A 25,510-nucleotide genomic window follows, 5' to 3' on the forward strand; every position below is an offset into this window, starting at 1 on the left:
CTTATATGGAAGATTACTTTCTGCTGTTTAAAGACAGCCTATTATCATCATTAGTCTTACCCATACATCAAGGTTTTGTGTTCAATACCATGCTTTATTTCAGGTCGTATTACACTCCACTACTTATGTTATTTTTTGGAGTACTAGGATCAAGCCTTGGTGGAATAGTTAATTGGTACTTAGGTAGAATAACAATCTCTATACGAAAATCATACCACAAATTAGAAAACGAATATACAATGCCAAAAGTTACAAAAAATTTGCTAATTTTTGCAACTTTATTACTTTCGTGGGTGCCAGCACTTGGGAGTGTGATTCAAATTTTATCAGGTTATTTTAAGTTAAACCTTTATATCCTTGCCCCTTTAATCATTCTATCTAATTTCTTCTATTTGTTATATCTAATACTTATTTTTGAAGTATAACAGCTATAGTACTACAGCCATTAAAGCCCACTTCTGTCATCCTATGGCCTGACAGAGGCTGAGCTATAAATTAAATGCAAAATTTCAATAGTCACGGGATGCACCATGAGCTAAAAGCAATTCCACAAGGTCCCTATGATTGAAATCAGTGGCATAATGTAATGCTGTTCTTCCTTCATTATTTTTAGTGTTAACGTCTGCGTTGTGTTTTAGTAGCACTCTAGCCGTGCCAAAATTTCTCATAATAGTAGCAAGGTGTAGTGAAGTGTTGCCACCATTATTCTTAGCATTAACATCGGCACCTTTTTCGATGAGATGTTCTGTTATATCATAGCCTTCACACAAAGCAGAGAGGTACAATGGAGTGAAACCACGTTCATCCTTAGCATTAACATCAGCACCTTTATTAATTAGATACTCTACTATTCTCAAGTTTTGTCCAAGAACGGCAGAGTGTAGTAGTGTTCTGTCACCAGAATTAATGTCAGCACCCTTACTGATGAGATACTTCAATATATCTAATTTCCCACCACAAGCGGGAGTGTTAAATAAACTGTGTCAAACCGCATTTTTAGTTCGACTCAATTTTCAATCTGCCAGGAAAGAAAACATCAAGTTGAGAGATAGTTAATGCCCAATCATGTACAGGCATCGTCCACTTTTCCTCTGCCTTCTTTATAGCACAATATACCTGCTTATACAAGGCATTTATGCTGGTAAATGAGCCTTTGGTCTTAGTGAATTTCCTAATTTGCCTATGTAGCCCCTCTATGGGATTGGTGGTGTAGATTATCCTCCTAACTGGACCAGAATACTTAAAATAACCAGACAAGTTTTCCCAATTATTCTGCCAAGATTTTATAACCATAGGGTACTTTGTGCCCCATTTTTCATCCAATTCCAACAGATAATTCTCGGCAATTTCCTTGCTTGAAGCTTGATATACCTTCTTTAAATCGCTCAAAAAACTCTTCGCATCTTTACTGGCCACATACTTCAGTGAGTTGCGTATCTGATGCACTATACACATCTGCACTTCCGCATTAGGAAAGACACTGTTTATAGCTGCAGGAAAGCTTTTTAGCCCATCAACGCAGGCAATAAGGATATCTTCTACTTGTATCTTGTCAAAAGCATCTAATGTTTTAAGCTTAAGCATTAGGTGGAGAAGGGAGGAACTCTGTGCTTCTTCTTAGATATAAAATCTGTAGAGGAGATAAGAATTCCCTTCTCAAAAGTATAGGCTGGACGGTATCGTAGAAAAACCTAAATGGTTCTAATTCTGTATTCACAAGGTTAGCCTTACTTTTCATTTTAAATAGTAACGTATGGGGTTATATATGATCAACAACTTTCTGGGAATAGATGTATCAAAAGATCGCTTTGATGTTTTTCTCTCATTTATAAGTAAAAAAGGAAAACGTGAAACTAGGAAAAGAAGCTTTAAGAACGATGATAATGGGTTTCAAGGTCTGCAGAGCTTTCTACAAAAACATAACGTAGAGCAAGTGAAAGCTTGTATGGAAGCTACCGGTTGTTATAGTGAAGCTTTGGCTGAATTTCTACACAATGCTGGACATTTTGTAAGTGTTGTAAATCCTTATTGTATTAAATCTTATGCGAGGAGTAAGCTTGTAAGACAAAAGAATGATCAGACCGATGCAGAAATTATTGCTGATTATTGCCAAAGACAGGAACCTACTCGTTGGACACCACCTTCTCCTGAAATGAAAAAATTAAAACATCTTTATCGTTGCTCGGTTGCGTTAAAAGATGGATTAACATTCGTAAATAATCATTTAGAAAAGAAGGAGAGACTGCCTGAAGAAGTTGCAAATGCTTGGGAAAACCTTGCAGTGAACATAGAACAATCAATAGAAACAATAAAAAACTCCATACGTGAACTATTAAAACAGCACAAAGAGTTGTTGGAAAACTTTCAACTCTTATTGACTATTCCAGGAATAGGAGAGGAATCAGCAATAGCTATTTTAGCTGAAATTCCTGACACAAAGGCTTTTATAAATGCCAGACAATTGGCAGCATACGCTGGAACTATACCACGAAATATAACATCAGGTTCATCTGTATATGCCAAGCCCAGATTAAGTAAATCAGGTTCACGAACACTACGTAAGGCCATGTATTTTCCTGCTATAGTAGCTAAAAATCACAATCCTATTATTATGACTTTTTGCAAGAGATTAAAAGAAAAAGGCAAGCATAATATGGCCATTGTTGGTGCTGCAATGCGTAAGTTGCTTCATATTGTTTTTGGTATTTTAAAATCAAAAAAGGCTTTTAATCCTGACCATATCAAAAGCTACAGGACTAGGAGATTGACTGAAGCTTTAGTAATTTAAAATCGAAAAATGCTTCCATTCTATCTTATGTAAAATGGTATCTTACACAAATTTATTGAATGTAGTTGGTTAGTGTATATGTTGATAAGTGTAAAAGACAAGATTTAATCTGACAGACAAGAATTAACTGACAGAAGAATTGAGGTAGTCAAAACTAATATCAGGCTCTTGTTTAATACAACTACAATCTGTATACCGCTACACAGGACGGGAATTGGCAGTATTTTTTGATTTCACAATATAACTTAGGCAATTTAGATTCAATTTTTGTAATTTTCTTGTTGACTGGCGAGACGGTATCTCCTGTCATCTAAGTAGCCCCTTCTCCTGTCATTCCAGTGCTTGACACTGGAATCTTGTTTCAATGTTAAACAAAATACCATAGAATTCAAGAAGACAATTCCTAGAAAATTTCTACATCCAAAAAAAGGCATAAGTCATGTTAATGCTGTTTGAATGAGCTGATATAAAGATAAGCCAAATTTTTACAAGGAAAAGCAATACAAAACCTAGCGATCATAGCAGCATCTGATCTATCTGTTTTATTTCTAAGTAGCTCACTTTTGCCAAAAGCTTTGATTTGGGCTGGCACTTACATTATGTCCCAGGTCATACATAAAATTTTTCACTATAACAACCTGTTGCTTCAAGACACAGATGAATAAGCTCTGCTCCATGATTATTGCACCAAGTCACAAGCTTTTCAAAACCATCTTGGTTGTTGTGAAAAACTTTATGTCGTTTTTTGCTGCCTACCAACAAACAAGCATCAAATTTTTGTTTAGCAATATCTATAACTAAAATAGCATTTGTTTGCATAGAACCGCCTCCAAGACTATAAACAAAATTGAGAGTTCTTGTAAATACGGGATATAATTCCAAAGATACTGTTCAGTCTTTTAACTCTATTGGAAGGAGAGCAAAATCTAATTTTCGGCCTTATTGGCGTTAGTTCACATCCGGCTTCACCCTTCCCTGCAAGATATTTTAGCTCTAATACCTTACATCATAAAGATACAAGTTCATATTTAGAGATTTTGAGTGTATAATTATAAGCAAATTAAATAATTTAAGATGATGACTAATGTATCCAGTGATACAGAATCAATAAAAAGCATGATTGTAAGTATAATAGATCAAAATAAAGGTCACGATATAGTTACTTTCGATGTGCAGAATAGAACCATTATTGCAAAATATATGATTATTGCATCTGGTGATTCAAGTCGCCATGTGAAAGCGTTAGCTGAACACGTAATAAAAAGTCTCGAGCGACATGATAAAATAGATGTAGAAGGTATGGATGAAGGCAATTGGGTGGTTTTGAATTTTCAAGGCATAATGGTTCACATATTCAGGTCAGAAGTAAGGAAGTATTATAAAATAGAAGAACTGTGGAATTGATTGCCTGGGCCATTCAAGTACAACTGTATAAGTATCGCACCTTTAGGATAGCTCCCCAAGAAAAGGTGTCATCCCAGTGCTTGACACTGGGATCCAGAAAACTTAATTATAAACGAGCACACTATACAACGCTTTTGATGAAATTGCATAAAAAACTGGATTCCAGCGTCACGCGCTGGAATGACATCATCATCGATATCTTCAATGACAATGTTCACATATAAAATAACATACTAAAAAGATTATGAAACACAAGTCCGAGTTTTTAAATTTTATCCAAGAAAGAGGGTACCTATACCAATGTACAAATATTGAAGGGTTAGATCAGCTATTATCCGAAAATAATCATATAGTCGCATACATTGGGTTTGATTGCACAGCACCAAGTCTTCATATTGGTCATCTAATGCATATTATGATGTTCCGCCACCTGCAAAAATTTGGTTACAAGTCGATAGTTTTACTTGGAGGTGGCACAACGAAAATCGGCGACCCATCCGGTAAGGATAAAGCAAGAAGCTTCTTATCTATCAAGGATATTAGCGAAAATATATCTAGTATAAAGAAAACATTGGAGAAAATGATATCTTTCGATGATGGAAAGACTGGTGCAGTTATAGTAAATAACGCAGACTGGCTGGATAGTATAAAATATATAGACTTTTTGCGTGATATAGGAATACATTTTTCAGTAAATCGCATGCTAAGTTTTGATAGTGTGAAAACTAGGCTGGATAGAGAGCAAACCTTAAGCTTCTTAGAATTTAATTACATGCTATTGCAGGCTTATGATTTTGTTGAGTTGAATAAAAAGCATGGCTGTCGTCTGCAGATTGGAGGGTCAGACCAGTGGGGAAATATAGTAAACGGAATTGAGCTTGGAAAAAAGTTGAATTTACCTGAGCTGTTTGGCCTTACTACGCCTCTTTTATTAAATGCACAAGGAAAAAAAATGGGCAAAACTGAAAGTGGAGCAATATGGCTCGATGGCGATATGCTAAAACCTTACGATTATTGGCAATATTTTCGCAACGTTGATGATCAAGATGTTGGACGTTTTTTGAGATTGCTCACTGATGTGCCAATTGATGAGATTAGAAAACTAGAATCTTTAAAGGATCAAGAAATAAATGAAGCAAAAAAAGTTTTGGCAACAGAAGTGACAAAAATATGTCATGGTAATAAAGAAGCAGAACTTGCACGATCTGCTGCAGTTTCTGCTTTTGAAAATGAAGATAGCTCACTACTTCCTGATTACATCATAAAAAAAGAACAAGTTGCAAGCGGCATATCCTTAGTAGACCTGTTACACGATACTGGTTTTGAATTGTCCAAAGGTGCTGCAAAGCGTTTAATACAGGGCAATGGGTGCAAAGTTAATGATAATATTATAACCGACGTTAACTACATAATAAATTCCGAGAGCTTCAAAGGTCGGTCATTTATAAAACTGTCTGCAGGAAAGAAACGCCATATAAAAGTCGTGGTGGGTTAATAAATTTTTATGGAAGAAAGGATATATTAGAAAATTGAGGGCTTTATATATGAAATAAGGAGGCAAAAATGAGACTGTATTATAAAGATATCACAGGTCTTATCAAAGAACCCTACCTCTCTAGCGGAAGAGATTATTTTAACAAAGGAAAGGTGCAGATCATATCTGTTGATGAATCTCACGCTAAATCAAAGGTGGTTGGGTCAAGTAAATATCAGGTAACACTAAAGCACGATGGTCCTCTTTTCAGTGGAACATGTTCCTGCCCTGCATTCTGTTACTTTGGTCCATGTAAGCATATGGCTGCAACGGGTTTTACTTTGATTGATCTTGACAGAAAGGAGTATCGATCATCTATGTGCCCGGGATATGTTGATAAACAAACTCTCCTTGAAAGGTTTTTACTTAAAAAAACAAACAAAGAGCTCATTTCAATAATTGTTCGTCTAGGTGACCAACATCCAGAGATTTTTGAAGAACTAGAGGATGAAGAATATGAGCAATTCACTCAAAGTAAGTTTTCAAAATCCGAGAATTATGTATAAAGTGATTGGAAAGATGGTGAGATCAGGTAATCTATAGCTGGCCCAAGCAAGGTTTCCCTATGTCATACCGCCGCGATATCTCTTAGCCGCTAACACGTAGCGGGACGACAGCAGTCCTATGTCATGCCGCCGCGACCGTCATACCGCGATTCATTCGCGGTATCTCATCAGCTAACAAGCAGCGGGATGACGGTTGTCGTTTAGCCATAAATATTAAGAAATTTACCAAGCGAAAAAAAAGGCAAAAGAAACCCCGTGGTTGGCTAGTTACTTACATTATACTTTCAAGTATGGCGTTTTTTTATTCTAAACACTTAATAACCGCGACTCAGCTGCTTTTAAGCCGCAACTAATCTAAATTATAAACGTTAGGAAATTTACTAAACAGAAAAAAAGGCAAAAGAAACCCTAGGGTAGCTAATTACTCACTACCCATTTTTTAAGTTGGCGTTTTTTTATGTTTTAAGCACTTTTCAGCTTATGTAGGTAAAAACCCAGAAATTTGATAAAGACATAAGGTGCACATAGTGCAAAAAATTAAACATGAGACGCCAAATACGTTGAGTTTTTTTGTCATTTAATCTGTACAGAGAAGATAAATAAATAGCTTCATCTTTATGATAAGGTGGCTGGCAAAGGGTGTCAAGTAAGTTTTTTCGTTTCTGCAGGCTACTTGGATAACGGCTACAATGTTTGTACAATTGTACGTCATGCGCTGGAATCCGTTTTAGCCCTTATCTATATCTCAGTTCCACCAACAGTTATTGCGTCGACTTTGAGTGTCGGCTGACCAACTCCAACGGGTACATTTTGTCCATCTTTTGAGCATGTGCCAACACCAGGATCCAACTTTAGATCATTACCAACCATAGATACTTTTTTCAACACTGTTGGACCGTCACCAATTAGTGTTGCTCCTTTGACTGGCTGTGTAATTTTACCATTTTCTATTAGGTAAGCTTCCGAAGATGAAAAAACAAATTTTCCTGACGTTATATCAACCTGCCCACCACCGAAATTTACTGCATATAGACCTTTCTTTACGCTAGATATTATTTCCTTCGGTGTATGCTTTCCAGGCAACATATAGGTGTTTGTCATGCGCGGCATAATAACTTCTTTATAACTTTCTCTTCTACCATTACCGGTTGGATTTACACCCATGAGTTTAGCGTTCATATGATCCTGCATGTATCCTTTGAGGATCCCATTCTCTATCAATATATTATAACTGGGTGGAGTGCCTTCATCGTCTACGCTGATAGAGCCACGCAAATTAGGCAGAGTTCCGTCATCAACTACTGTGATGTCACTAGCTGCTACTTGTTTACCCACAGAATTTGAAAATGCTGAAACTTTTTTACGATTGAAGTCGCCCTCAAGTCCATGACCCACGGCTTCGTGTAACAATATTCCTGGCCAGCCTGGACCTAAAACGACTGTCATTTCTCCGGCTGGAGTTGGAATTGCTTCAAGATTTACCAGTGCTTGTTCTAACGCTTGGTTTGCAACTTCTTTCCACTTTTTCTCAGAAATAAACTTACTATAAGAGTCCCTTCCACCATGCCCTGCAGAACCTCTTTCGGTACGACCATCTTTTTCTACAATGACTAGCACATTGAAACGTACCAGAGGCCTGATATCGCTTAATCTGTGATCACCTTTTATTATTTGTACGACTTGCCATTCTCCACTTAAAGTTATTTTTACTTGCTTCACGCAGTTATTTTTGGACCTTACATACTCATTAACCTCATTGAGTAGTTTAATCTTTGAATTCAGATCCATTTCATTTATGGGGTTAATCCTCGAATATAGGCTTGTTGTCTCTTCATTTAAATTTATTGAATTTGTCTTGTTTAAAGACACTGAGCTTTTTACCATAGAAGCAGCATTACTAATTTCTTTTTCGCTAATCTCAGAAGAACAAACGAAAGATGTACTATCCTCACAAAAAGACCTTAAACCAAATCCCCTTCTAGTATTCAAGTCCATGTGTTTTAATATGTTATCCTCAAAAAGCAGGGACTCCGACTGGCAAAATTCTAGAAACAGCTCACCACCATCGCTATTGCTCAAAGCGCTATTGACTATTTTATATACGTTATTAATATTAACATTGTTTTGAGTGAAAAATATTTGATCTAAATTTGGCATTACCTTTGAACTAAAAATTGCTTAAGTATATTATTTAACTTTAACATAGTAAACTATAAAAAGCCCGGGTGGCGGAATTGGTAGACGCGCTAGCTTCAGGTGCTAGTAACTTTTTAAGTTGTGGAAGTTCAAGTCTTCTCTCGGGCACTCTTAGCTTCCATATTGCTTGTTGAATTAATTAATGCTACAATATAACATATTAGGTAATATTTATGCTATGTATGGTGAAAAAGATAAGTTAGCCTACAGAAAGAAGGTACGAACTTACTCGAAACGCTTAGTTACTGCGCTATCTACTGCCCTTTTTATTGGATATATAGCAATATTAGTCTTTAATATTTCTGGGCTAAGTGTACATTCTGCCGCTCTTAGTATCACACTAAGTGCAATTTCACTTGGCTTAAATTTATGGTCACGTACTGATCACTTTCGAAAATGTGAGCTTAATAAGCAGCTTGGTGTAGAAAACTCTCCTGGACAAGAAAAATTAACGAAGATCTATCTTGATATAGTATCCAGTGTTTCATTTCTAATAGGAGGTATTGCATCTATGTCGCTTTTTGAGTCTTCTGTTATCTATTTTGTTTCTACACCTTTTTTTATTTTAGGTTGTGCTATTATGGCAACTAATATCATTCGGACTTTGATCAGCAAACCACAGGCAGAAAAACCTACTGACAACCTCTCTCCAACCGAAAAAGCAGTTCAAGTGTTAACAAGTTAACTTATTTGACTTGTATAGGAATATTAGCTATAATACTAATAGTTTAATAATAAAAGAGGTTAGTATATGGATTTTTCAAACAGTCACCCAGATTTTTTTGAGGATAATGCTCATTATGTAATATCTGAATATAATAAGGATAATCCAGATCTGATAGATCGTAGTGCATATGTAGTAGAACGTGATGAATATGAGAATTTGGTATTCAAAAACTTATATACATATATATGTTCCGATGGAAACGTACATAAAGATATAATGCTTAATCCCAAATCTTTACAAATAGAAGAGAGGATAGAAGATAGCAGAATCAAAAAGTGTTATACAAATAACTATAAGATAGATAATGGAACTTTATCTTTAGATGAGAGAGAATTAGTATTCAATATAACTCCAGGTGAATGGAATGATTCAACAGAGTTCAATGTAATTAGCATTAAAAAAGTATAAGTGAATTTAAAGCTTAGTGGTAAATAGGGGACTGAGTATCCTTATTTCAACATCAATTACTTGAATAGTTGCTCAAGCCATCAAAATAAAAATTTTTATTCAGTAATTTGTGTATAAAGAGTACTATTTTACTAGTAGTGAAATAAATCAGAATGAAGTCTATTTTATTAACGAGGCCTTTATTGGATTCGTTCAATACAAGAAATATATTGAGAAAGTATGGATACAAAGTTTTTATAGAACCAGTATTCACAATAAAGTACTTAAATCCTGATATATCTGCGTACGAATTTGACGTTGTGATATCTACAAGTAAAAACAGTGTAAAGGCTTTTAGTCAAATATGCAAAGAGGATGACTTTCCGATTATTACAGTTGGTAATTCAACCATGCAGGCTGCAAAAAATTTGGGATTTTCTGATATAATCTCAGCAGACAGCAACGTTGATGGTCTGATATCGTTCATAAAAGCTCATTATTCAAACGCAATAAAGTTCTTGTATATAAGGGGACAAGAAGTATCATGTGACCTAAAAAAGAGATTATCTGAAGAAGATTTTAACGTAAGAGAAGTTGTACTCTATAAAACAATTATTAAAAGGAGTCTAACTAATCGGTGTAAAAATTTACTGTTGGATGGTAAAATTGATAGCGTTGCTTTTTTTTCCTCACAGACAGCAAGGGTATTTTGTTCATTAGTTCTAAAAAGTGGGCTATCTCATGTGATGAATAATACAGTTGCATATACCATGAGTAAGAACATTGCTGATAGTTTAAAGTTAATCAAATGGAAAAAAATTATAACATCGAGGTTGCCTACTGGGGAGAGTTTAATTGATATAATTAATAAGGACTGTTGATGCTAAAGATTGCAACTTGGAATGTAAACTCCATACGTAAAAGAGTTAACCAACTTTGTAGTTTTATAGTTGATAGTCAGATAGATATAGTTTTGCTGCAAGAGATAAAATGTACAGAAGAGCAATTTCCTTATGCAGAGATAGAAAAGTTAGGATATGAATATGCTATCTATGGACAAGTTGCAAGAAACGGCGTTTGTGTTTTATCTAAATATCCGATACTGGAAAAATTAAAAATTGATGTTGTAGAGAGTCATCAAGAAGCGCGTTATATAGAGTGTGTGATAAAATATACCAATAGTAAGATAAGGGTAGGAAGTGTATACGTTCCAAACGGTCAAAGCCCGGACTCTCACGCATTTGAATATAAACTCAAGTTTTTTGATAACCTATATGAAAGGATGAGCACTTTGTTGAAAAATGAAGAGTTAACTATTATAGCTGGCGATTATAATGTTGCACTGGATGAAATTGATGTTTTTGATTCAAATTTATTGAATGGCCAAGTGTGCTTTCATATAAAAGAACGTGAGAAGTTAAGAGCAGTCTTGAATCTTGGGTTTAAAGACGCGTTTAGAATATCTCACCCAAATTTGCAACAATTTACTTGGTGGCATTATCAAGGCAATTCACTCAGAAATAATCAAGGAATGCGAATAGATTATATGCTGTTATCACCACAAGCTGTAGATAAATTGGAAACATGCTACATAGATGATAGATTGCGTAAGCTAGAAAATCCGTCTGACCATACTCCTGTTGTATGTGCTATAGAATAATAGTAGACCTCTTACACAACTCACTTTTTGGCAAACCTAGGTCTTACTTGGTTGCTGCTCTATGGTCTCTTCCCTTCGTTTGTTTTCCTTTCCTGCCCAAGATCGATCTTGCTGCTCACTCTTTTCGTTTCCCCTGTTGTTTTCCTGGGAAATTTGCTCAGGAACAGGTTGTTGTTCACTCTTTTCTTTTTCTTGGGAAATTTGTTCAGAAACAGAGGTGCCTTTCTCAACTCCTGTAACTGGGGTTTTTAAAATATCATCAATGCCCTCGAGAATTTTTCCATTCAGTTTTGCTCTCTTTTCTGTATCATCTTTATCTTGTGAGCTAGGGTCATACAAAGTACCTTTTTTGTTATTTGAAAAAAGAACTCCCACTCCTCCTTTTATAGCAAATATTGCACCAATAGCAGCAACAACTACCGCAAGTGTAGTAGGACCAAAAATTGATATTGAAGCAATGGAAAAAAGAATAGGAAGAAAGATCTTACGTAAGAACGTTGTTACCATCTCTTCATCACTGAGTGGTGGTTCATCTTCCTCTTTTTTGTCTTTACCGAAAAATGGCACCTTCTCTAATAATCCGTCTTTAATAGAGCCAAGAGCGTTTTTAGGATCTACCTTTACTCCAAGCGGCCACCCGAGAAGCTTTATTAGTGAATCTTTAGCTTCTGTACCCCGTATATCAGCTACACACTTGGTTATTATTTGTTGTATTTTATCATTATTTAATTTCTCTTCTCTAGCTAAGCCTTGCTCTCTAATTTCTTTAAACACAGAAAGTAAAAACTGAAGAAAATTTTCTTCACTTAGTAACTTTATATCTTTTTGATTAATATTCTTGAATATCTCTTCTCTATTCTCAAATACAAAAGTAAAAATTTTCTTTTCATTTCCATTCTGTAATCGCTCTAATCGTTTATCTAATAACTCCAGATCACTCTGTAATTCTTGTTTTTTTCGATCTGGAAGTTCTTCTTTCAATTTCTGTTTCTTCTTTTCTATTTCCTGTTTCGTTTGCTTTTCTGGATTTTCTAAAGTATCTAGGAAAGCACGACAGATTGCCTGATATTCCTCTTTCTCAAAAATTTTCTCATCTTTGTTAGTTACCTGAGTAGGTAACTTTGGAGGTTTTGAACTTTTTACTTGTGGGCCTGTCATGGCTGACCTATTTGCATTTGCTATGCTCTATTCTAACATATTTTTCGTATTAGTTCAAATGATTTATACTCCTAGAATTCGCAATGTTTAAATCATAATTAAGAACCCCAGTTGTCGCCAATTTTTATTTCTACTTCAAGTGGTATAGAAATTTCTATTGCATTTTCCATTATATTTTTCATAAGTTTTGCTGTTTCTTGTACCTTTTCGTCTTCTACTTCAACCAGTAATTCATCGTGAACTTGGAGGATTATTTTACCTATCTTCAGCTGATCAAAAAGCTGAATCATCGCACGTTTTATTATATCAGCAGCGGTTCCTTGCAGTGGTGCATTTATTGCTGCTCTCTCCGCAAATTGTCTTACATAAGGAATTGTATTGTTTATGTCTCTTACAAAGCATCTCCTGCCAAACAAAGTTTCTACATAACCATGCAATCTTGCGATAGACACTGCTTTTTCCATATAGACCTTTATTTCTGGGTAACAGGAAAAATAGTAATTAATGTATTCAGCAGCCTCCGCAATGGTAATTCCAAGCCGTTTTGCAAGGCCAAACGGACTAATGCCGTATATAATGCCAAAATTGATGGACTTTGCTTTGCGTCTTAATTGCTCATCTATTTCTTGCACTCCAAAAACTTGCCTTGCGGTGATATCGTGAATATCTTGTCCGTTTGCAAAAGCTTCTTTAAATGCTGCAACGTTTGCAACATGTGCCAGGAGTCTCAATTCTATTTGTGAATAGTCAGCAGAGATTATCTTGCACCCTTTTGGCACAATAAATGCTTGTCTGATAAGATTTCCCTCTTCGCTTCTGATAGGAATATTCTGTAAATTAGGATTGCTGGAGCTCAGCCTTCCAGTTGCAGTTGCAGTCGTTGAAAAGTTTGTGTGTATCCTACCATCAATGAGATCAACTTGCTTTATTAGCGCATCAGTGTAGGTGCCTTTTAATTTACTTAAATGTCGCCAATTTAGAATTTTACTTGCGATTTCTACCCCTTCTTCTTCGAGTGCCTCTAGAACTTCATGATTGGTGCTATACGATCCAGATTTTGACTTTTTCTTTTTATTAAGCCCCATTTTATTAAATAAAACATCACTTAATTGCTTTGGCGAAGCAATATTAAATCTTTCCCCTGCTAAGTTATATATCTCATCTTCAAGCACGGCAATTACCTGCTGAAATTTATCGGATAGCTCCTGTAGTTTTTGAATATTTAGCAATATTCCATTTTTCTCCATATCAAATATTACTTTCATAAGTGGCTTATCGAAGCGCTCGTAAATTGTGAACAATTTTTCCTGAAACAACCTTTGCTTTAGCTTTTCATGAATTGCTATTAAAGTTTTTGCCGAGAAAATTTCTGCATTTTCACTCAAATTATGCGCAACTATGTTTGGAATACTGTGATCATGCTTTCCTGTATCCAAGCTATACGACATTATCATCAAATCATCAACTGAATCTAGCATCTTCTCTACTGCAGGGAAGATTTTCCTGATCTCTTTAATGTTATGTATTATTTTAAGCACCCCATTTGAGAGTAAAGTTGAGTTGATTGTAATGAGTGCATTTTGTATGCTGTCTTGCTCTATACAAAAAATATTACTTTCGCTATAAGATAGACTTAATACATTGTTTTCAAGGTGGTAATGAATTACAATTTTGCCTTCATATCTACAATGCTCCAAAAATTTCTCTAACTCTTCACTACTATATTCTGTTTTCTTTTCTGTGCTAGATCCATTGTAAGAAAAAAGCTTTTCCATTTTACCTATTAAGGAATTGAATTCATACTTCTTTAAAAAGGATAATAGTTTCTCCATATTTGGAGAATGGACTTCATATTTTGCAATATCATGTTGAAGGTCTACTTTTTCGCATAGTGATAAAAGTTCTCTTGAAATTAGTGCTTTTTCCTTATGTTCGGTAAGAATATTACGAATCCTCGTTTGCTCAATGTTATCAATGTTCTCTATAATATTATTCAATGAATCAAATTCATCTAGTAATTTAGCTGCAGTCTTCGGACCTATTCCCGGAACGCCTGGAATGTTATCGGATGCATCACCAGTTAGAGAAAATAAATCAAGAAGCTTGTTTGAATTTACACCAAATTTTTCTATTACTTGTTTTTCATCTATGTATATATTTTTAATGGGATCGAATATTAAAATATTGTGATTCAAGAGTTGAAACAAATCTTTATCTGACGAAACGACTACCACCTTAAAGTCTTGATGGTTGGCATACTTTGCAGCCAGTGTTGCAATTATGTCATCTGCTTCATAACCTTCAATTTCTTCATAGCTGAGGTTAAAAGCTTCTACCGCTTCCCTCAGTATGGTGAACTGTGGAATTAGATCCTCAGGAGGCGTTACTCTGTTTGCTTTGTACTCAGGATATAAATCGTGCCTAAAATTCTTTTTTCCTGCATCAAGTGCTATAATTAAGTAGTCTGAATGGGCAATGTACTTAAGAACCATATTCAGAAAGCCATATACACCACCTATTGGCATTCCTGTTGTGGTAATTAAGTGAGGTAGTACATAATAAGCTCTGAAAAGAAAACCATAGCCATCGATGATTGTGAAAGTTTTTTCTTTCATTGTAGATATTTATGCGTGCTTTTGATGGTCCACTATTTAACTGCGAAAATCAAGTTTTTGTTTTTCTGCTTTTGAGCGTTGTAAGAGATTTTACCGAAAATAGCATTTATGTATGGTTATACCAATTAGACTTCTTGCATAACCATATAACATTGGGAATAGAAACGAAAAACTTCCTTGACAAACTCCGCCAGCCCCCTTATCATGAAACTGAAGCTATTTATTCATCTTCTCTGTACAGATTAAATGACAAAAAAACTCAACGTATTTGGCGTCTCATGTTTAAATTTTTGCACTATGTGCACCTTATGTCTTTATCAAATTTCTGGGTTTTTACCTACATAAGCTGAAAAGCGCTTATAAAGCGTTTAAAACATAAAAAAACGCCAACTTAAAAAATGGATAGTGAGTAATTAGCTACCCTAGGTTTTCTTTGCCTTTTTTTTCTGTTTAGTAAATTTCTTAACGTTTATAATTTAGGTTAGTTGCATTTAAAAGTAGCTGAATCGCGGTTATTAAGTGTTTAGAATAAAAAAACGCCATACTTGAAAGTATAATGTAAGTAATTAGCCAACCACGGGGCTTCTTTTGCCTTTTTTTTCATTTGGTAAATTTCTTAATATTTATAGCTAAACAACAACCGTCATCCCGCTACTTGTTAGCGGATGAGATACCGCGAATGAATCGCGGTATGACGGTTCGTGGCGGTATGACGATAACCTCGTCATACCGCTGCTTGTTAGCTGGATCTATGCTAAAAGATACTGCGGCGGTATGACGTAGGACCGCTGTCATCCTGCTTTGTTAGCTGATGAGATACCGCGAATGAATCGCGGTATGACGGTTCGCGGTGGTATGACGATAACCTCGTCATACCGCTACGTGTTAGCGCCGCGGCGGCATGACGTAGAAGCTATACTTTTATACTCACCAACTTAGCTGGATCCAAGTAGTCAAGCTACTTGAATCTGCAGATTGCAATGTTCGTACAGCTGCGTGCTTGACACTGGGATTTAGTGCAGCTACCCTAAACTGGAAGCTCATCTTGCTATTCTTGGCTGAAAGGAACACATTTTTAGAATAATGAAAACAATCAGCACTTTAATTCAAGAAGGATCGGAGTTATTATCGTCACATAAAGTTGAATCACCACATTTAGATTGTGAAATCATCATACAGCACGTACTTGGAGTGGAAAGATCATTCATAATTATGAATCACACTAATCAGGTACCAAGAGACAAAGAACTTCTATTTTGGAAATTAACAAAAAAAAGAGCGGAAAGATATCCAATATCGCAAATAATAGGTAATCGTGAATTCTGGAGTAAAAATTTTATAGTTAACCAGCATGTTTTGGATCCAAGACCAGATAGTGAAACAATAATCCTAGCAGTGTTAAAATATTACCCAAATAAAAAGCAGAGACTAAAAATTGCAGATTTTGGTACAGGCACAGGTTGTTTATTGATATCCGTACTTAGTGAGTATAAATATGCTGTTGGCGTCGGTTTTGAAAAAAGCTTGGAAGCATACAAAATTGCCTATCAGAACACAAAGAAACATAATCTTCTCAGCAGAGCCAAAATATTTCCAAGCTCATGGACAGAGTGCAGAGGTTCATTCGACCTTATAATCAGTAATCCTCCATATATTAAAAGAAGCAAATTGAAAGACTTACAAGCCGAAGTGCAAAAAGAGCCAAGAATTGCCCTTGATGGTGGTATTGATGGTTTGAGTTGTTACTTGAGCATTTTTCCAATATTAAGGAGGTGTCTTAAAAAAAATGGGTTTGCGATATTGGAGATAGGTGAAGATCAAAATGATATTGACAAAATAATACCCTCATACGAATTAGCTTTTCAAGAATACGTATATGATTTGGCAGGAATGAAGAGAGGCATTGTTATGCAAAAAACATAGCTAATGTTTTCTTGTATTATCTCCTTCATCCCATATTATCCTATGTCATCCCAGTACCCTCTACCTCGTCATCCCAGTGCGTGACACTGGGATGGCTTTGTTGCATCGCTACTTATGAAAGGCTAACTATAGTTAGGATTATAAGCAACCTATTGAAAATCTTGTTTTTTTGCAATCAATCTGATCAAATTTAAGAATAGTAATTTATTATTTATATTAATAAATTTAATTCTATTGAAAATAGCTAAAGCATTGAAATTCTTGAATTTTAGCCGGATTAGTGAGTGGTAGTGAAATTTCTTTTACTCAAATTTAGGTATTCACTGACCGTTCTTGTTATAAATACCAGAATAATAAGCTACTGATATTCTCTATCTTTTTTATCTTTAATCCATCATAGCTAGCGATGCAACAAAGCCCACTGGGATCTATATTTAACTAGATCCTATGGTCAAGCCATAGGATGACAGGAACGGTTTTGATTAGCCATGCATTTTTTAAAGGGCAACATGTTTAAGCTTTACTAGCAAAATGGAAAGTAAGACCAGCCTCTATGCCGTGTGTGTGAAAAAAGCCATTCTGTATGGTAGTAGATACTTGATCACTACCTGTTTGTTTAACCATTTTACTTGTTGCAGTATCCCTCTTTAAGGTTTCTAGTTTGCACTCACTGCTACCAATAGCACCAAAACCTCTATATCCAATATGCATATTTACATCTTCGTTTATGCGATAATCAAGGCCAGCTTTTAATTGACCTGCGGGTCTTATTGACGATTTTTCAAACATCGTCATTCTTGTTGCACCGATTCCAATACCAACGTAAGGAGAAAAAGAGAAACGGTCACTTTTCCAATGATGATAAACATTTGCCATTACAGATATGTTCTCAATTTGGTCATGATTGACTATTGCTCCATAGCTCTCTTTGGTCTAGTTTTATCCCTTGTGTAGGATATTGTCATCTGGCCGCTTGTTAAACCAATATTATCCACTTTTACAGAAGAATACATCCCTTCCAATTCAGCCCTATAGCTGTTGTTACCCAATTCTCCTGTGTAACCAAATGCCACATTTGCAGCAAAAGGTGGATTATAATCTCCTTTATACTTACTTAGTAACTGACCTTCTGTACTCTCAGCACTCCTGTCATTTATAGATACCTTATTAGTATCTGCAGCATCCTTATCTCCAATTTTTGCTTTCAACTCACCCATGCCATTTAAAAATTGACCGTAATACCCACTACCAAAGTAAAATCCTTCTGTTTCACTTGCAAAAGATTGTTGTGACAACAGCAAAGCAAGTGCTGTAACCGCTAATGTTTTTCTACTAATCATTACTACTCCCCTAGTTAAAATAGCTAATCTAATACTAATTAATTAAAAATGGCTTAATATGAAAAACCTAATTATTTGCATAACTTGCACTTTTCTAAGCTAAAAAATAGGCGAAGTCAACCTTTATCTTCGGCTTTATCATCATTTTTTAATTTATCGTCAATATCCTCATCTTCAAATTCATCCTCCTCTTCTTCGTCATCGAACCCATCATCGCTCCTATCCTCATCTTCTTCGTCATCATCTTCAAACTTATCGTCAATATCTTCATCATCAATATCTTCGTCTGCAAATTCATCTGATTCATCATATACTGCATCTTCTGGTTTAGTTTCAGCAGGATAATCAACTGAATTAGGCCCCTCAAGAGCATTATTCCCCTCATTATTAACCTTATCTTTGCTCGCAGCGGCAGAAAGAACTTTGTTTGGGTCATATGGTTCTTGTGTAGGCACACGAGTTTGTTTGAGCAGTCTTTTTGTGAAGGTGGTATCACTGTAGTACAAAATTTTCTTTGATTTAATTGGGTAAGTCGACTCTATTAAAATTATCTGATCGTCACGTGGCAACATAATAACTTCTTGAGGCAATAGCAATGCTCTCTGTGTTTCAGAGATATGTAATGACCTTGAAGCAGGATTTAAATCTAAAAATTTAGGCTTATTCAACGATTCTTGTTGTACAGTTTTGTTTCCTATAAGTTGCGATATTAAATTAGCTGTTTCAATATTATTGGCTGCAAAAGTTATTCTGTAAGTCGAGTTTGACAAAAAGGAGTTCATTCCTGCTTCTTCGTATATTCCTTTGAGCTGCTCAGTATCTTGAACAATTAAGAATAACCTAACTCGATAACCACGAAAATATGCAATACCTGTTTGAAATTGCTCCATTTTTCCAAGTGTAGGGAACTCATCCATTAAAAACAATACGCCATAAGGCTCGTCATCCGATGGCAATTTTCTACATAAAAACTCAGTTGCCTGTTGGTAAAAAACCTGCATTAAAGGCCTGAGCCTAGTCAAGTTGTCAGGAGTTAAACCAACATAAACTGTAGTTTTCTTCTTTTTAAAATCTAAAATATTAAAATCACTTGACGCAGTTGCAGTATCAATCAATGGGTTTGCCCATAATTCAAGCGATGAGTTCATAGTTGATACAACACCCGACCTTTCTTTATCAGCTTTTTGTAAAAAAGCTGCAATATTCATATATGCTACAGGGTGTATTATTTTACCCATTGTATCAAGAGCAACAGCAAGATTATAAACCACGTCATCACTACGCATCGTACGCACAACTTCACCAAAAGATTTAACTTTCTCTGGTGCAGCAAGTAAGTATAACACCACTCCAACAAATAAGCTTCTTGCTTCATTTTGCCAAAAGTCTTGTTCAGGCATGATCAGGTTAGCTATTTTCTGCACATCGTCAACCATCTGTCCAGGTTTTTCACTAATCCATTGTAATGGATTGTAACAGTGACTTATTCCATCTGGCTGCGCTGGATTCCATACGTATACTTTTTGTCCTTGTCGTTCTCGCCAACCACTTGTTATTTCATAGTTTTCTAATTTTATGTCGTGTACAATTACCGAGTCAGTCCAAAATAATAAATTAGGAATTACAAAGCCAACACCCTTACCAGAACCTGTAGGTGCAAATAACAATGCATGCTGAAACCCATCAGCAATGAAGTATCCTCTTTTATCTTTACCAATCAATAATCCCTTTTGGCTTCTTAATCCTGCTTTTCGTATGTCTTTCTCTGATGCCCACTGCGAGTCTCCATGAAGTGATTCTTTCTTTTTAAATGGTCGCCACTCAATTATCCTTTCTCTTAAATTCCACAAAATAATCATTAAAACAACGATAGGCAGTGCAGAAGATATAATTAATTTGATTTTGAGCTCAAGGCTATATAACTTTGGATGATGCCAACAATATTGTATATGATCAAAAATCGTTGGCCAAAGAGCTTGAGGGAAAGGCGTCAAACTAGGATTAATTGCCTTAAAATCCACAGCATCTGGACCATCAGCAAACAGAACAAACAATATACCAGATAGATAGAAGCAAAAGTCAAGTACGCTAAAAGCTACTACACCTCCTACGAGAATATTACGCAGGTGATTTCCATTACTCATAAACTACTCTTCCTTAACTTATGTATAAATTTAAGCATTTTCGCTCGCAGATCTAGTAAATAATATCTCAGAAATGCTTCTTTTGCCCCCACCGGTTCTTTTTAGCTGAATAACAATATCAATCACATTTCTAATGTATGGTATGATCTGATCTGGAGGAATGCCAAGATTTGCCTGCATAACCATCAATTTTATTTGCTCAAGGGCCATTGTTGGACTATCCGCATGAAGGGTTGATACTGATCCAGGGTGACCAGTATTTATTGCCCTGAGAAAGCTAAAAGCTTCCGCCCCACGAAGTTCACCAACTATTATTCTATCTGGCCTTAAACGTAAGCACGCTTCTATCAAATCTTGAGTGATTACTTTTGCTCTGCCCTGCCCTCCTTTAGAGGCAATTAGATGGACTTTATTGGGATGTTCATTCAAAACAATTTCCCTTGCATCCTCAACAGTAATAATTCTTTCCTCAGCTGGAATAGCACGCAAAGTAGCATTAGTAAAAGTAGTCTTACCAGTGGAAGTTCCACCGCTAATTATAATATTTTTCTTACTTATTACAGCGTATTCTAAAAACTCTTTTATTTTCTTTTGTTTTAACAGTAAATCCAAATGACGGTCAACTAGATTATCAGTTGCTTCTGTAACAGTTTCAGAAAAAGCCCCCATTTTTTCGTAATCATCCAATGCTAATTGCATGCTAGAAGGCTTACGAATCGACATGACTACTTTATCAGGTTCACATGCTGGTGGAAATACTATCTGTATACGATAACCATTTGGTAATGTTGCCGAAAGTAACGGTGCTTCTTCGCTAAGTTTTTGTTCTGTAGCTTGAGCAATCAGTCTGCCAAGAGATTTCAAATGGTTAAGATCGAATACTTCTAATTTTTCACACCTTATTTCACCGCGATTTTCAATCCATACTTCCTTTGGCTTATTTATTGATATTTCATTTACGCCTTCTTCTTGAAACATGCCTTGTAATGGCTCCAAATATGTATCAAGTGCAGCATAATTCATTTCATTGATTTAATATTGCCTGTGAAGAAAATACTATATCTTGGTTAACAAATACTTTCAATGCGGTGCCTTGATCGACATAAATAGTTGGTTTCTTATCTGTATATCTGCCCACTATATCTCGCATGTCTTTAGAAAAATCATTGATTGATTTTCCGATTGCTTCATCATAAACAGACTTGCTTTTTCTTTGAAATTGTTGTAACAGTTGATTTACGTTTTCCAGGCTTATAGTCACCTTGTCTTCCTCAATTTCTAGCGCTTTTGCTATTTCCTTTTTCATTATTTTCAGCAAATCTTGCTCATTTTTAGCATTACGAATTTTTCCAATAGCTCCAAGGCCCAGTTTCCATTTATCACTAGATTTACCCTTTGCTGCTTCACCAATAACATCTTTGAATGAAGAAAAATCTATTTCAGTTACAGTGATGGATCTCACCGCATCCATAGGAGTTAGCGTACCAATAAGATTAGAGGCCTTTTGTCCTACAACAGCTGAACCAATTGAAACACCAGCAAGTGCCACTGAAGAGAATAATGCACTTACTATTTTATTATCAACTATTCCTGCAATTCCTGCTCTACCAAGCTCGTCAGTACTAAGTGATGAGATAGCAATATCTATTCCATGTGGCATAATCACTCTGTTCCAATTTATATTTACACGGGCTCTTGCAACATTCGAGTCAAATGAATAACTGCCTATCAATCTTGAGCCTTTAGGTATTAAAACTGTATCACCAGTTTCTGCATAAACATCTCTACTCACCATAGCACGCAGCATTCCTTGCAGATCAGAGTTTATTGCAGTTTCAAGAACAGCATCAATAATTTTACCTTGAGTAACCATTAAACCAAGCTTTCCTACTCTGGTAGCTTTGCTCGATTGTGCTGAAGTGTCAGATAAAATAGCATCAGCAGCCTTATTCTCTCCACCATCACCTGAAATTGTTAACATTTGTGCACTACGTCTGTCTCTAGGATAACCGCCACCCCCTATTGTAGGAAACGAGGTAGGTAAATTGCCCATAACATTACTAGAAGGAAAATTTTGCTTTGGCAAAATAGGTATATTTGACACAGAGATTTCTTTTGGTTTCTCTTCTTCTTTTTTTATTGGTTTTATTTCTGGTATGATTTGTGGTGTAGGAAGAGGAGGTAAGGGTGGTAAGGGATCAGTTATTATTCTTTCAGGAACCATTACATTATCTGGAACTTGTTCCAACTTTCCTTTCAATTCTTGAACGTTTTGCTTTGTTTCCTCTTTTTTAATAACTTCTAAACCCTCTTTAGGAGAAGGACTAAAATAGAGATAATACACTCCACCAACCAGAAGCACTAAAATAACGACCATCAATGCCCTATGACCTTGATTAGAGCCAACTGTTACTACCTTGTTCTCTATTTCTGATTCATCTTCTGAATTGTTACGCCTTTCTTTATTCATATTGCATGTACCACAGCTAAAGTGACCTATTTATAATTTCAACTTCACCATCTTCATAACGCATAAATAGCTTTTTATGTACTCCTTTTATTATAACATAATCATCAAATAACAGCCTTTTACAAGGTTTATCCTCCTCTTCTACAAAAATCTGAGGTATTTTATTATTATTTCTAAATTTTAAATAGGTTAAATAACCATCATCAAATAGCTCAATCGGAACTATATCCACATTACCACCTTCATCAATATATGTATAATTGTACTTCGTATCATTTTCTTGTATTATTTTTTCTGGCTTGTCTGTAGTATATTGCATTTGAGTAGGTAAAGAAACCTCATCTAAATCAACATCAAATTCACCTTCTTCTTGAGGATAATAAAAACGTACTACGTAAGATATATCCTTTTCAACAGAATAATCATGATCCACTTTTTTAGCATCAGTATCTGGGTATTTATCGTAGTTTGGCCTTGAGATTAAATCAAAAATGTAATTTCTTTTTTTAGTTGTCGTAATAATCATGTTAGTGCGACTACTAACTTCAAATGGCATGATAAGCAATTTATTGTCATAAGGATTAATTTTCCAACTTGATGCATCACCAACAGCGATATTTTTAACTTTTTCTCCTTCCGCAAATTCAATATAAGAATAGTAACCCTGACTAAAAACCACCGTAAATACTTCATTAGGGCTATACACAAAAGTCTTTATTCTACTATCTACAGAAATAGGCTCATTATAATTAATGGATGCGTTTAAATTGCCACTTACAAGTAAAGCTAAAACTAATAATATCCTATACATATTCATCATCTACTCTATATGAAATAACTTGAAATCCTAATGGGTTAATATATCTTTGCTGATCATCCATTTCAAGCGATGCATATCTATATGACATAATAACTATCTTATTTTTTCTTGTGGAACTTCCATCTTTCCGTATAAATTCCACAAAAAACCTCACCTGAAGAGCATCGTTACCCAATTTTTGAATTGAGCGAATTTTAAATCCACTTTTGGTATCTGAGTATAAATTAAAAAGATCATCCATATTCTGCGATCCTACATAATTTCTAAATTCATTATACACATTAGGTGAGGAAAACAACCTCACCTTTGTATAATAGTTATAATTATAATGATATGGATCAAAAACCTCCCTTGCTTTTATATACTCTGAAATAAAATAATCGTTTAGCGCTTCATCTGCAGAATACTGTTTTACTGTGACAGGATCAACCAATTGCACTATTCCTGATTTCTTGTCAATTTCTATAACAAATGGCTCAATAGTGCTACTTGTGCTAATTTTAAATATGACTAATATGCTGATAGAGATCGTTGCTAATAATATTAATGCAAATAAAAGTAGAATATTCCTTTGAGCAATAACTGTGCTGTAGCGGTTTGAATTCCAATTTATATCCTTATCTAAGGATTCAGTATTTTTTTCTCGCTTAAAAAATCTTAGCATTTTAGTATTCCTAAAAATCTTAACTTATGTTAATAAACATAGCAAATTAACAAAGTAGTTACAACAAAAAAGCTAAAAAACTCTTAATCTATGGCCTAGCTTACTAAACTTTGTCTCCATATATGAATCGTTATATTTATTACGTTCCACAATAAGTGGTAGACACTTTGTAACTCCTATACCACTACTTTCCAATTCTGACAATTTCCTATCATTGTTTGTAAGTAATTGGATTTTGTTAATGTTCAATTTCTTAAGCATTTTAGCTGCAACAGCAAAACTTCTTTCATCATCTTCAAAACCCAATATTCTATTTGCATCAACAGTATCAAGATTATGTCCTCTTTGCATACTGTACGCTCTTAACTTATTAGTTAAACCAATGCCTCTTCCATCTTGCATCAAATACAATATAATACCACTTCCAGAGTCAGCTATCATTTGAATTGCTTGATGTAACTGATTTCTGCAATCGCATGATAAGCTATCCAACAAGTCACCAGTATAGCACGAAGAATGAATTCTCACTAATGGTTCATCATCTTTATCTGGATTGCCAATGATAATTGCATGATGTTCTCTTCCGCCACTTTCGGTTCTATAAGATATGATATTTACTTCTTGAGTCTGTTTTAAAAATAATGATGTTTTGCACACTTCATATACATCCTGATTTTCTTGAAAATTATTTATGAATGACGTGTCCAGTGCAATAACGTCATTTTTCTCGCACCAATTTCGCATTTCATGGTTATTCTCAAAAATCATATCAGCCACTAACGCGTATGGCAATAATTCTGAGAACTTAAGCAAGGCAATAGCACATTCATCTATTGTCTTTGAGCATTGCAACTCTTTTATGCAATCTTCCTTTGAACAGTTTATTAAATGGAGCAGTTCATCAAAATTATTCACCAACAGACGTTTGCTATTATGTTCTTTATTCTGAGATATGTATTTTACCTTACTTGAAGTTAAAGTAACATATACATTACTTGATATAAGCTTGTATTGATTAAATAAATCTCTTTCTAAAGCCTCAGCAGCAGCGAACAATAGGTAATTACTTTCATCATATATTACAATTGGCCGACCGCGTCTGATTTCGCTGATAGCTCTTTCCACCTTATTGCTACTCTGATTTCCTATAAACATTTTTACCCATATTAAACAG

At 35.2% G+C, this 25,510-nt stretch carries 22 protein-coding genes, 1 tRNA gene and 3 pseudogenes; 11 read left to right on the forward strand and 15 right to left on the reverse strand.

What is annotated here, in order from left to right:
- Positions 1 to 5 precede the first annotated feature (5 nt).
- Entirely contained in the window at positions 6 to 425 is a 420-nt protein-coding gene (locus tag ACQH1X_RS01085; protein ID WP_425386308.1) for a DedA family protein, read from the forward strand.
- A gap of 84 nt (positions 426 to 509) precedes the next feature.
- Here ACQH1X_RS01085 and ACQH1X_RS01090 read toward each other — a convergent pair whose 3' ends face one another.
- On the reverse strand, positions 510 to 938 hold the full coding sequence (locus ACQH1X_RS01090) for an ankyrin repeat domain-containing protein (protein ID WP_425386309.1): 429 nt from the start codon (positions 936 to 938) through the stop codon (positions 510 to 512).
- A 58-nt stretch (positions 939 to 996) separates the two neighbouring features.
- Positions 997 to 1,542 (reverse strand): annotated as a pseudogene (locus ACQH1X_RS01095) (IS256-like element ISWpi15 family transposase); the annotation flags it as partial.
- 223 nt (positions 1,543 to 1,765) lie between these two features.
- Between ACQH1X_RS01095 and ACQH1X_RS01100 the strand changes: the two are divergent.
- The gene (locus tag ACQH1X_RS01100) at positions 1,766 to 2,788 is read left to right on the forward strand and encodes an IS110 family transposase (RefSeq protein WP_425385829.1); all 1,023 of its coding nucleotides are present in this window, start codon (positions 1,766 to 1,768) and stop codon (positions 2,786 to 2,788) included.
- A gap of 181 nt (positions 2,789 to 2,969) precedes the next feature.
- Here the strand turns inward: ACQH1X_RS01100 and ACQH1X_RS01105 are convergent, their stop codons facing one another.
- Together ACQH1X_RS01105 and ACQH1X_RS01110 are read right to left on the reverse strand one after the other, a co-directional pair.
- Positions 2,970 to 3,098, reverse strand: coding sequence for a hypothetical protein (locus ACQH1X_RS01105; protein WP_425385836.1), 129 nt, complete (start codon positions 3,096 to 3,098; stop codon positions 2,970 to 2,972).
- 186 nt (positions 3,099 to 3,284) lie between these two features.
- A pseudogene (locus ACQH1X_RS01110) lies at positions 3,285 to 3,607 on the reverse strand (IS110 family transposase); the annotation flags it as partial.
- 258 nt (positions 3,608 to 3,865) lie between these two features.
- Between ACQH1X_RS01110 and rsfS the strand changes: the two are divergent.
- On the forward strand, positions 3,866 to 4,192 hold the full coding sequence (gene rsfS / locus ACQH1X_RS01115) for a ribosome silencing factor (protein WP_425386635.1): 327 nt from the start codon (positions 3,866 to 3,868) through the stop codon (positions 4,190 to 4,192).
- A gap of 68 nt (positions 4,193 to 4,260) precedes the next feature.
- Here the strand turns inward: rsfS and ACQH1X_RS01120 are convergent, their stop codons facing one another.
- The gene (locus ACQH1X_RS01120; RefSeq protein ID WP_167347162.1) at positions 4,261 to 4,410 is read right to left on the reverse strand and encodes a hypothetical protein; all 150 of its coding nucleotides are present in this window, start codon (positions 4,408 to 4,410) and stop codon (positions 4,261 to 4,263) included.
- Positions 4,411 to 4,436: 26 nt separating this feature from the next.
- On the opposite strand from ACQH1X_RS01120, the gene tyrS reads away from it, so the two are divergent.
- A complete protein-coding gene (gene tyrS, locus ACQH1X_RS01125) occupies positions 4,437 to 5,687 on the forward strand; it encodes a tyrosine--tRNA ligase (protein ID WP_425386310.1) in 1,251 nt (416 codons plus the stop codon).
- 68 nt (positions 5,688 to 5,755) lie between these two features.
- Positions 5,756 to 6,232: an SWIM zinc finger family protein gene (locus ACQH1X_RS01130; RefSeq protein ID WP_419247260.1), complete on the forward strand. Its 477-nt coding sequence runs from the start codon at positions 5,756 to 5,758 to the stop codon at positions 6,230 to 6,232.
- A 738-nt stretch (positions 6,233 to 6,970) separates the two neighbouring features.
- On the opposite strand, the gene tldD is transcribed toward ACQH1X_RS01130, so the two are convergent.
- Complete coding sequence (gene tldD, locus ACQH1X_RS01135) at positions 6,971 to 8,389, reverse strand: metalloprotease TldD (RefSeq protein ID WP_425386311.1); 1,419 nt, start codon at positions 8,387 to 8,389, stop codon at positions 6,971 to 6,973.
- Positions 8,390 to 8,451: 62 nt separating this feature from the next.
- Between tldD and ACQH1X_RS01140 the strand changes: the two genes are divergently transcribed.
- The 5 genes from ACQH1X_RS01140 (at position 8,452) to ACQH1X_RS01160 (ending at position 11,202) form a co-directional block, all read left to right on the forward strand.
- Positions 8,452 to 8,536 (forward strand) — tRNA-Leu (locus tag ACQH1X_RS01140).
- Between the two features lie 70 nt (positions 8,537 to 8,606).
- Positions 8,607 to 9,113, forward strand: a complete 507-nt coding sequence (locus ACQH1X_RS01145; RefSeq protein ID WP_425386312.1) for a hypothetical protein — start codon at positions 8,607 to 8,609, stop codon at positions 9,111 to 9,113.
- Positions 9,114 to 9,179: 66 nt separating this feature from the next.
- Positions 9,180 to 9,563 carry a hypothetical protein gene (locus ACQH1X_RS01150; RefSeq protein ID WP_265034410.1) on the forward strand — a complete coding sequence of 128 codons (384 nt, stop codon included), beginning with the start codon at positions 9,180 to 9,182 and terminating at the stop codon, positions 9,561 to 9,563.
- A 152-nt stretch (positions 9,564 to 9,715) separates the two neighbouring features.
- Positions 9,716 to 10,423, forward strand: coding sequence for a uroporphyrinogen-III synthase (locus tag ACQH1X_RS01155; protein ID WP_265037139.1), 708 nt, complete (start codon positions 9,716 to 9,718; stop codon positions 10,421 to 10,423).
- Positions 10,423 to 11,202 carry an exodeoxyribonuclease III gene (locus ACQH1X_RS01160; RefSeq protein WP_425386313.1) on the forward strand — a complete coding sequence of 260 codons (780 nt, stop codon included), beginning with the start codon at positions 10,423 to 10,425 and terminating at the stop codon, positions 11,200 to 11,202. The genes ACQH1X_RS01155 and ACQH1X_RS01160 overlap by 1 nt, the downstream gene beginning before the upstream one ends.
- Before the next feature lie 36 nt (positions 11,203 to 11,238).
- Here ACQH1X_RS01160 and ACQH1X_RS01165 read toward each other — a convergent pair whose 3' ends face one another.
- Entirely contained in the window at positions 11,239 to 12,360 is a 1,122-nt protein-coding gene (locus ACQH1X_RS01165) for a hypothetical protein (protein WP_425386314.1), read from the reverse strand.
- Positions 12,361 to 12,458: 98 nt separating this feature from the next.
- Positions 12,459 to 14,975 (reverse strand): DNA polymerase I, encoded by a 2,517-nt coding sequence (polA, locus tag ACQH1X_RS01170; protein ID WP_425386315.1) that lies wholly within the window; start codon positions 14,973 to 14,975, stop codon positions 12,459 to 12,461.
- Positions 14,976 to 16,058: 1,083 nt separating this feature from the next.
- Between polA and prmC the strand changes: the two genes are divergently transcribed.
- Complete coding sequence (gene prmC, locus ACQH1X_RS01175) at positions 16,059 to 16,898, forward strand: peptide chain release factor N(5)-glutamine methyltransferase (RefSeq protein ID WP_425386316.1); 840 nt, start codon at positions 16,059 to 16,061, stop codon at positions 16,896 to 16,898.
- A 513-nt stretch (positions 16,899 to 17,411) separates the two neighbouring features.
- On the opposite strand, the pseudogene ACQH1X_RS01180 reads toward prmC, so the two are convergent.
- The 7 genes and pseudogenes from ACQH1X_RS01180 to ACQH1X_RS01210 form a co-directional block, all read right to left on the reverse strand.
- Positions 17,412 to 18,238: pseudogene (locus ACQH1X_RS01180) on the reverse strand (P44/Msp2 family outer membrane protein).
- 116 nt (positions 18,239 to 18,354) lie between these two features.
- Positions 18,355 to 20,382, reverse strand: a complete 2,028-nt coding sequence (locus tag ACQH1X_RS01185; RefSeq protein WP_425386317.1) for a type IV secretory system conjugative DNA transfer family protein — start codon at positions 20,380 to 20,382, stop codon at positions 18,355 to 18,357.
- Between the two features lie 30 nt (positions 20,383 to 20,412).
- Positions 20,413 to 21,405, reverse strand: a complete 993-nt coding sequence (gene virB11, locus ACQH1X_RS01190; protein WP_425386318.1) for a P-type DNA transfer ATPase VirB11 — start codon at positions 21,403 to 21,405, stop codon at positions 20,413 to 20,415.
- A 1-nt stretch (position 21,406) separates the two neighbouring features.
- Entirely contained in the window at positions 21,407 to 22,852 is a 1,446-nt protein-coding gene (locus tag ACQH1X_RS01195) for a TrbI/VirB10 family protein (RefSeq protein ID WP_425386319.1), read from the reverse strand.
- Positions 22,853 to 22,868: 16 nt separating this feature from the next.
- The gene (gene virB9, locus ACQH1X_RS01200) at positions 22,869 to 23,669 is read right to left on the reverse strand and encodes a P-type conjugative transfer protein VirB9 (RefSeq protein WP_425386636.1); all 801 of its coding nucleotides are present in this window, start codon (positions 23,667 to 23,669) and stop codon (positions 22,869 to 22,871) included.
- Positions 23,656 to 24,336: a virB8 family protein gene (locus tag ACQH1X_RS01205; RefSeq protein ID WP_425386320.1), complete on the reverse strand. Its 681-nt coding sequence runs from the start codon at positions 24,334 to 24,336 to the stop codon at positions 23,656 to 23,658. The genes virB9 and ACQH1X_RS01205 overlap by 14 nt, the downstream gene beginning before the upstream one ends.
- A 72-nt stretch (positions 24,337 to 24,408) precedes the next feature.
- Positions 24,409 to 25,491, reverse strand: coding sequence for a GTP cyclohydrolase II (locus ACQH1X_RS01210; RefSeq protein ID WP_425386321.1), 1,083 nt, complete (start codon positions 25,489 to 25,491; stop codon positions 24,409 to 24,411).
- Positions 25,492 to 25,510 lie beyond the last annotated feature (19 nt).

Origin of the sequence: Wolbachia endosymbiont (group A) of Barypeithes pellucidus (genome assembly GCF_964030885.1) — a bacterium.
Taxonomy (GTDB): domain Bacteria; phylum Pseudomonadota; class Alphaproteobacteria; order Rickettsiales; family Anaplasmataceae; genus Wolbachia.

Excerpts from the sequence above, each read along its gene's own strand:
- ACQH1X_RS01085 (WP_425386308.1), top strand. The coding sequence starts at position 6 with ATGGAAGATTACTTTCTGCTGTTTAAAGACAGCCTATTATCATCATTA.
- ACQH1X_RS01100 (WP_425385829.1), top strand. The coding sequence starts at position 1,766 with ATGATCAACAACTTTCTGGGAATAGATGTATCAAAAGATCGCTTTGAT.
- ACQH1X_RS01105 (WP_425385836.1), bottom strand. The coding sequence starts at position 3,098 with ATGACAGGAGATACCGTCTCGCCAGTCAACAAGAAAATTACAAAAATT.
- rsfS (WP_425386635.1), top strand. The coding sequence starts at position 3,866 with ATGACTAATGTATCCAGTGATACAGAATCAATAAAAAGCATGATTGTA.
- tyrS (WP_425386310.1), top strand. The coding sequence starts at position 4,437 with ATGAAACACAAGTCCGAGTTTTTAAATTTTATCCAAGAAAGAGGGTAC.
- ACQH1X_RS01130 (WP_419247260.1), top strand. The coding sequence starts at position 5,756 with ATGAGACTGTATTATAAAGATATCACAGGTCTTATCAAAGAACCCTAC.
- tldD (WP_425386311.1), bottom strand. The coding sequence starts at position 8,389 with ATGCCAAATTTAGATCAAATATTTTTCACTCAAAACAATGTTAATATT.
- ACQH1X_RS01145 (WP_425386312.1), top strand. The coding sequence starts at position 8,607 with ATGTATGGTGAAAAAGATAAGTTAGCCTACAGAAAGAAGGTACGAACT.
- ACQH1X_RS01150 (WP_265034410.1), top strand. The coding sequence starts at position 9,180 with ATGGATTTTTCAAACAGTCACCCAGATTTTTTTGAGGATAATGCTCAT.
- ACQH1X_RS01155 (WP_265037139.1), top strand. The coding sequence starts at position 9,716 with ATGAAGTCTATTTTATTAACGAGGCCTTTATTGGATTCGTTCAATACA.
- ACQH1X_RS01160 (WP_425386313.1), top strand. The coding sequence starts at position 10,423 with ATGCTAAAGATTGCAACTTGGAATGTAAACTCCATACGTAAAAGAGTT.
- ACQH1X_RS01165 (WP_425386314.1), bottom strand. The coding sequence starts at position 12,360 with ATGACAGGCCCACAAGTAAAAAGTTCAAAACCTCCAAAGTTACCTACT.
- polA (WP_425386315.1), bottom strand. The coding sequence starts at position 14,975 with ATGAAAGAAAAAACTTTCACAATCATCGATGGCTATGGTTTTCTTTTC.
- prmC (WP_425386316.1), top strand. The coding sequence starts at position 16,059 with ATGAAAACAATCAGCACTTTAATTCAAGAAGGATCGGAGTTATTATCG.
- ACQH1X_RS01185 (WP_425386317.1), bottom strand. The coding sequence starts at position 20,382 with ATGAGTAATGGAAATCACCTGCGTAATATTCTCGTAGGAGGTGTAGTA.
- virB11 (WP_425386318.1), bottom strand. The coding sequence starts at position 21,405 with ATGAATTATGCTGCACTTGATACATATTTGGAGCCATTACAAGGCATG.
- ACQH1X_RS01195 (WP_425386319.1), bottom strand. The coding sequence starts at position 22,852 with ATGAATAAAGAAAGGCGTAACAATTCAGAAGATGAATCAGAAATAGAG.
- virB9 (WP_425386636.1), bottom strand. The coding sequence starts at position 23,669 with ATGAATATGTATAGGATATTATTAGTTTTAGCTTTACTTGTAAGTGGC.
- ACQH1X_RS01205 (WP_425386320.1), bottom strand. The coding sequence starts at position 24,336 with ATGCTAAGATTTTTTAAGCGAGAAAAAAATACTGAATCCTTAGATAAG.
- ACQH1X_RS01210 (WP_425386321.1), bottom strand. The coding sequence starts at position 25,491 with ATGTTTATAGGAAATCAGAGTAGCAATAAGGTGGAAAGAGCTATCAGC.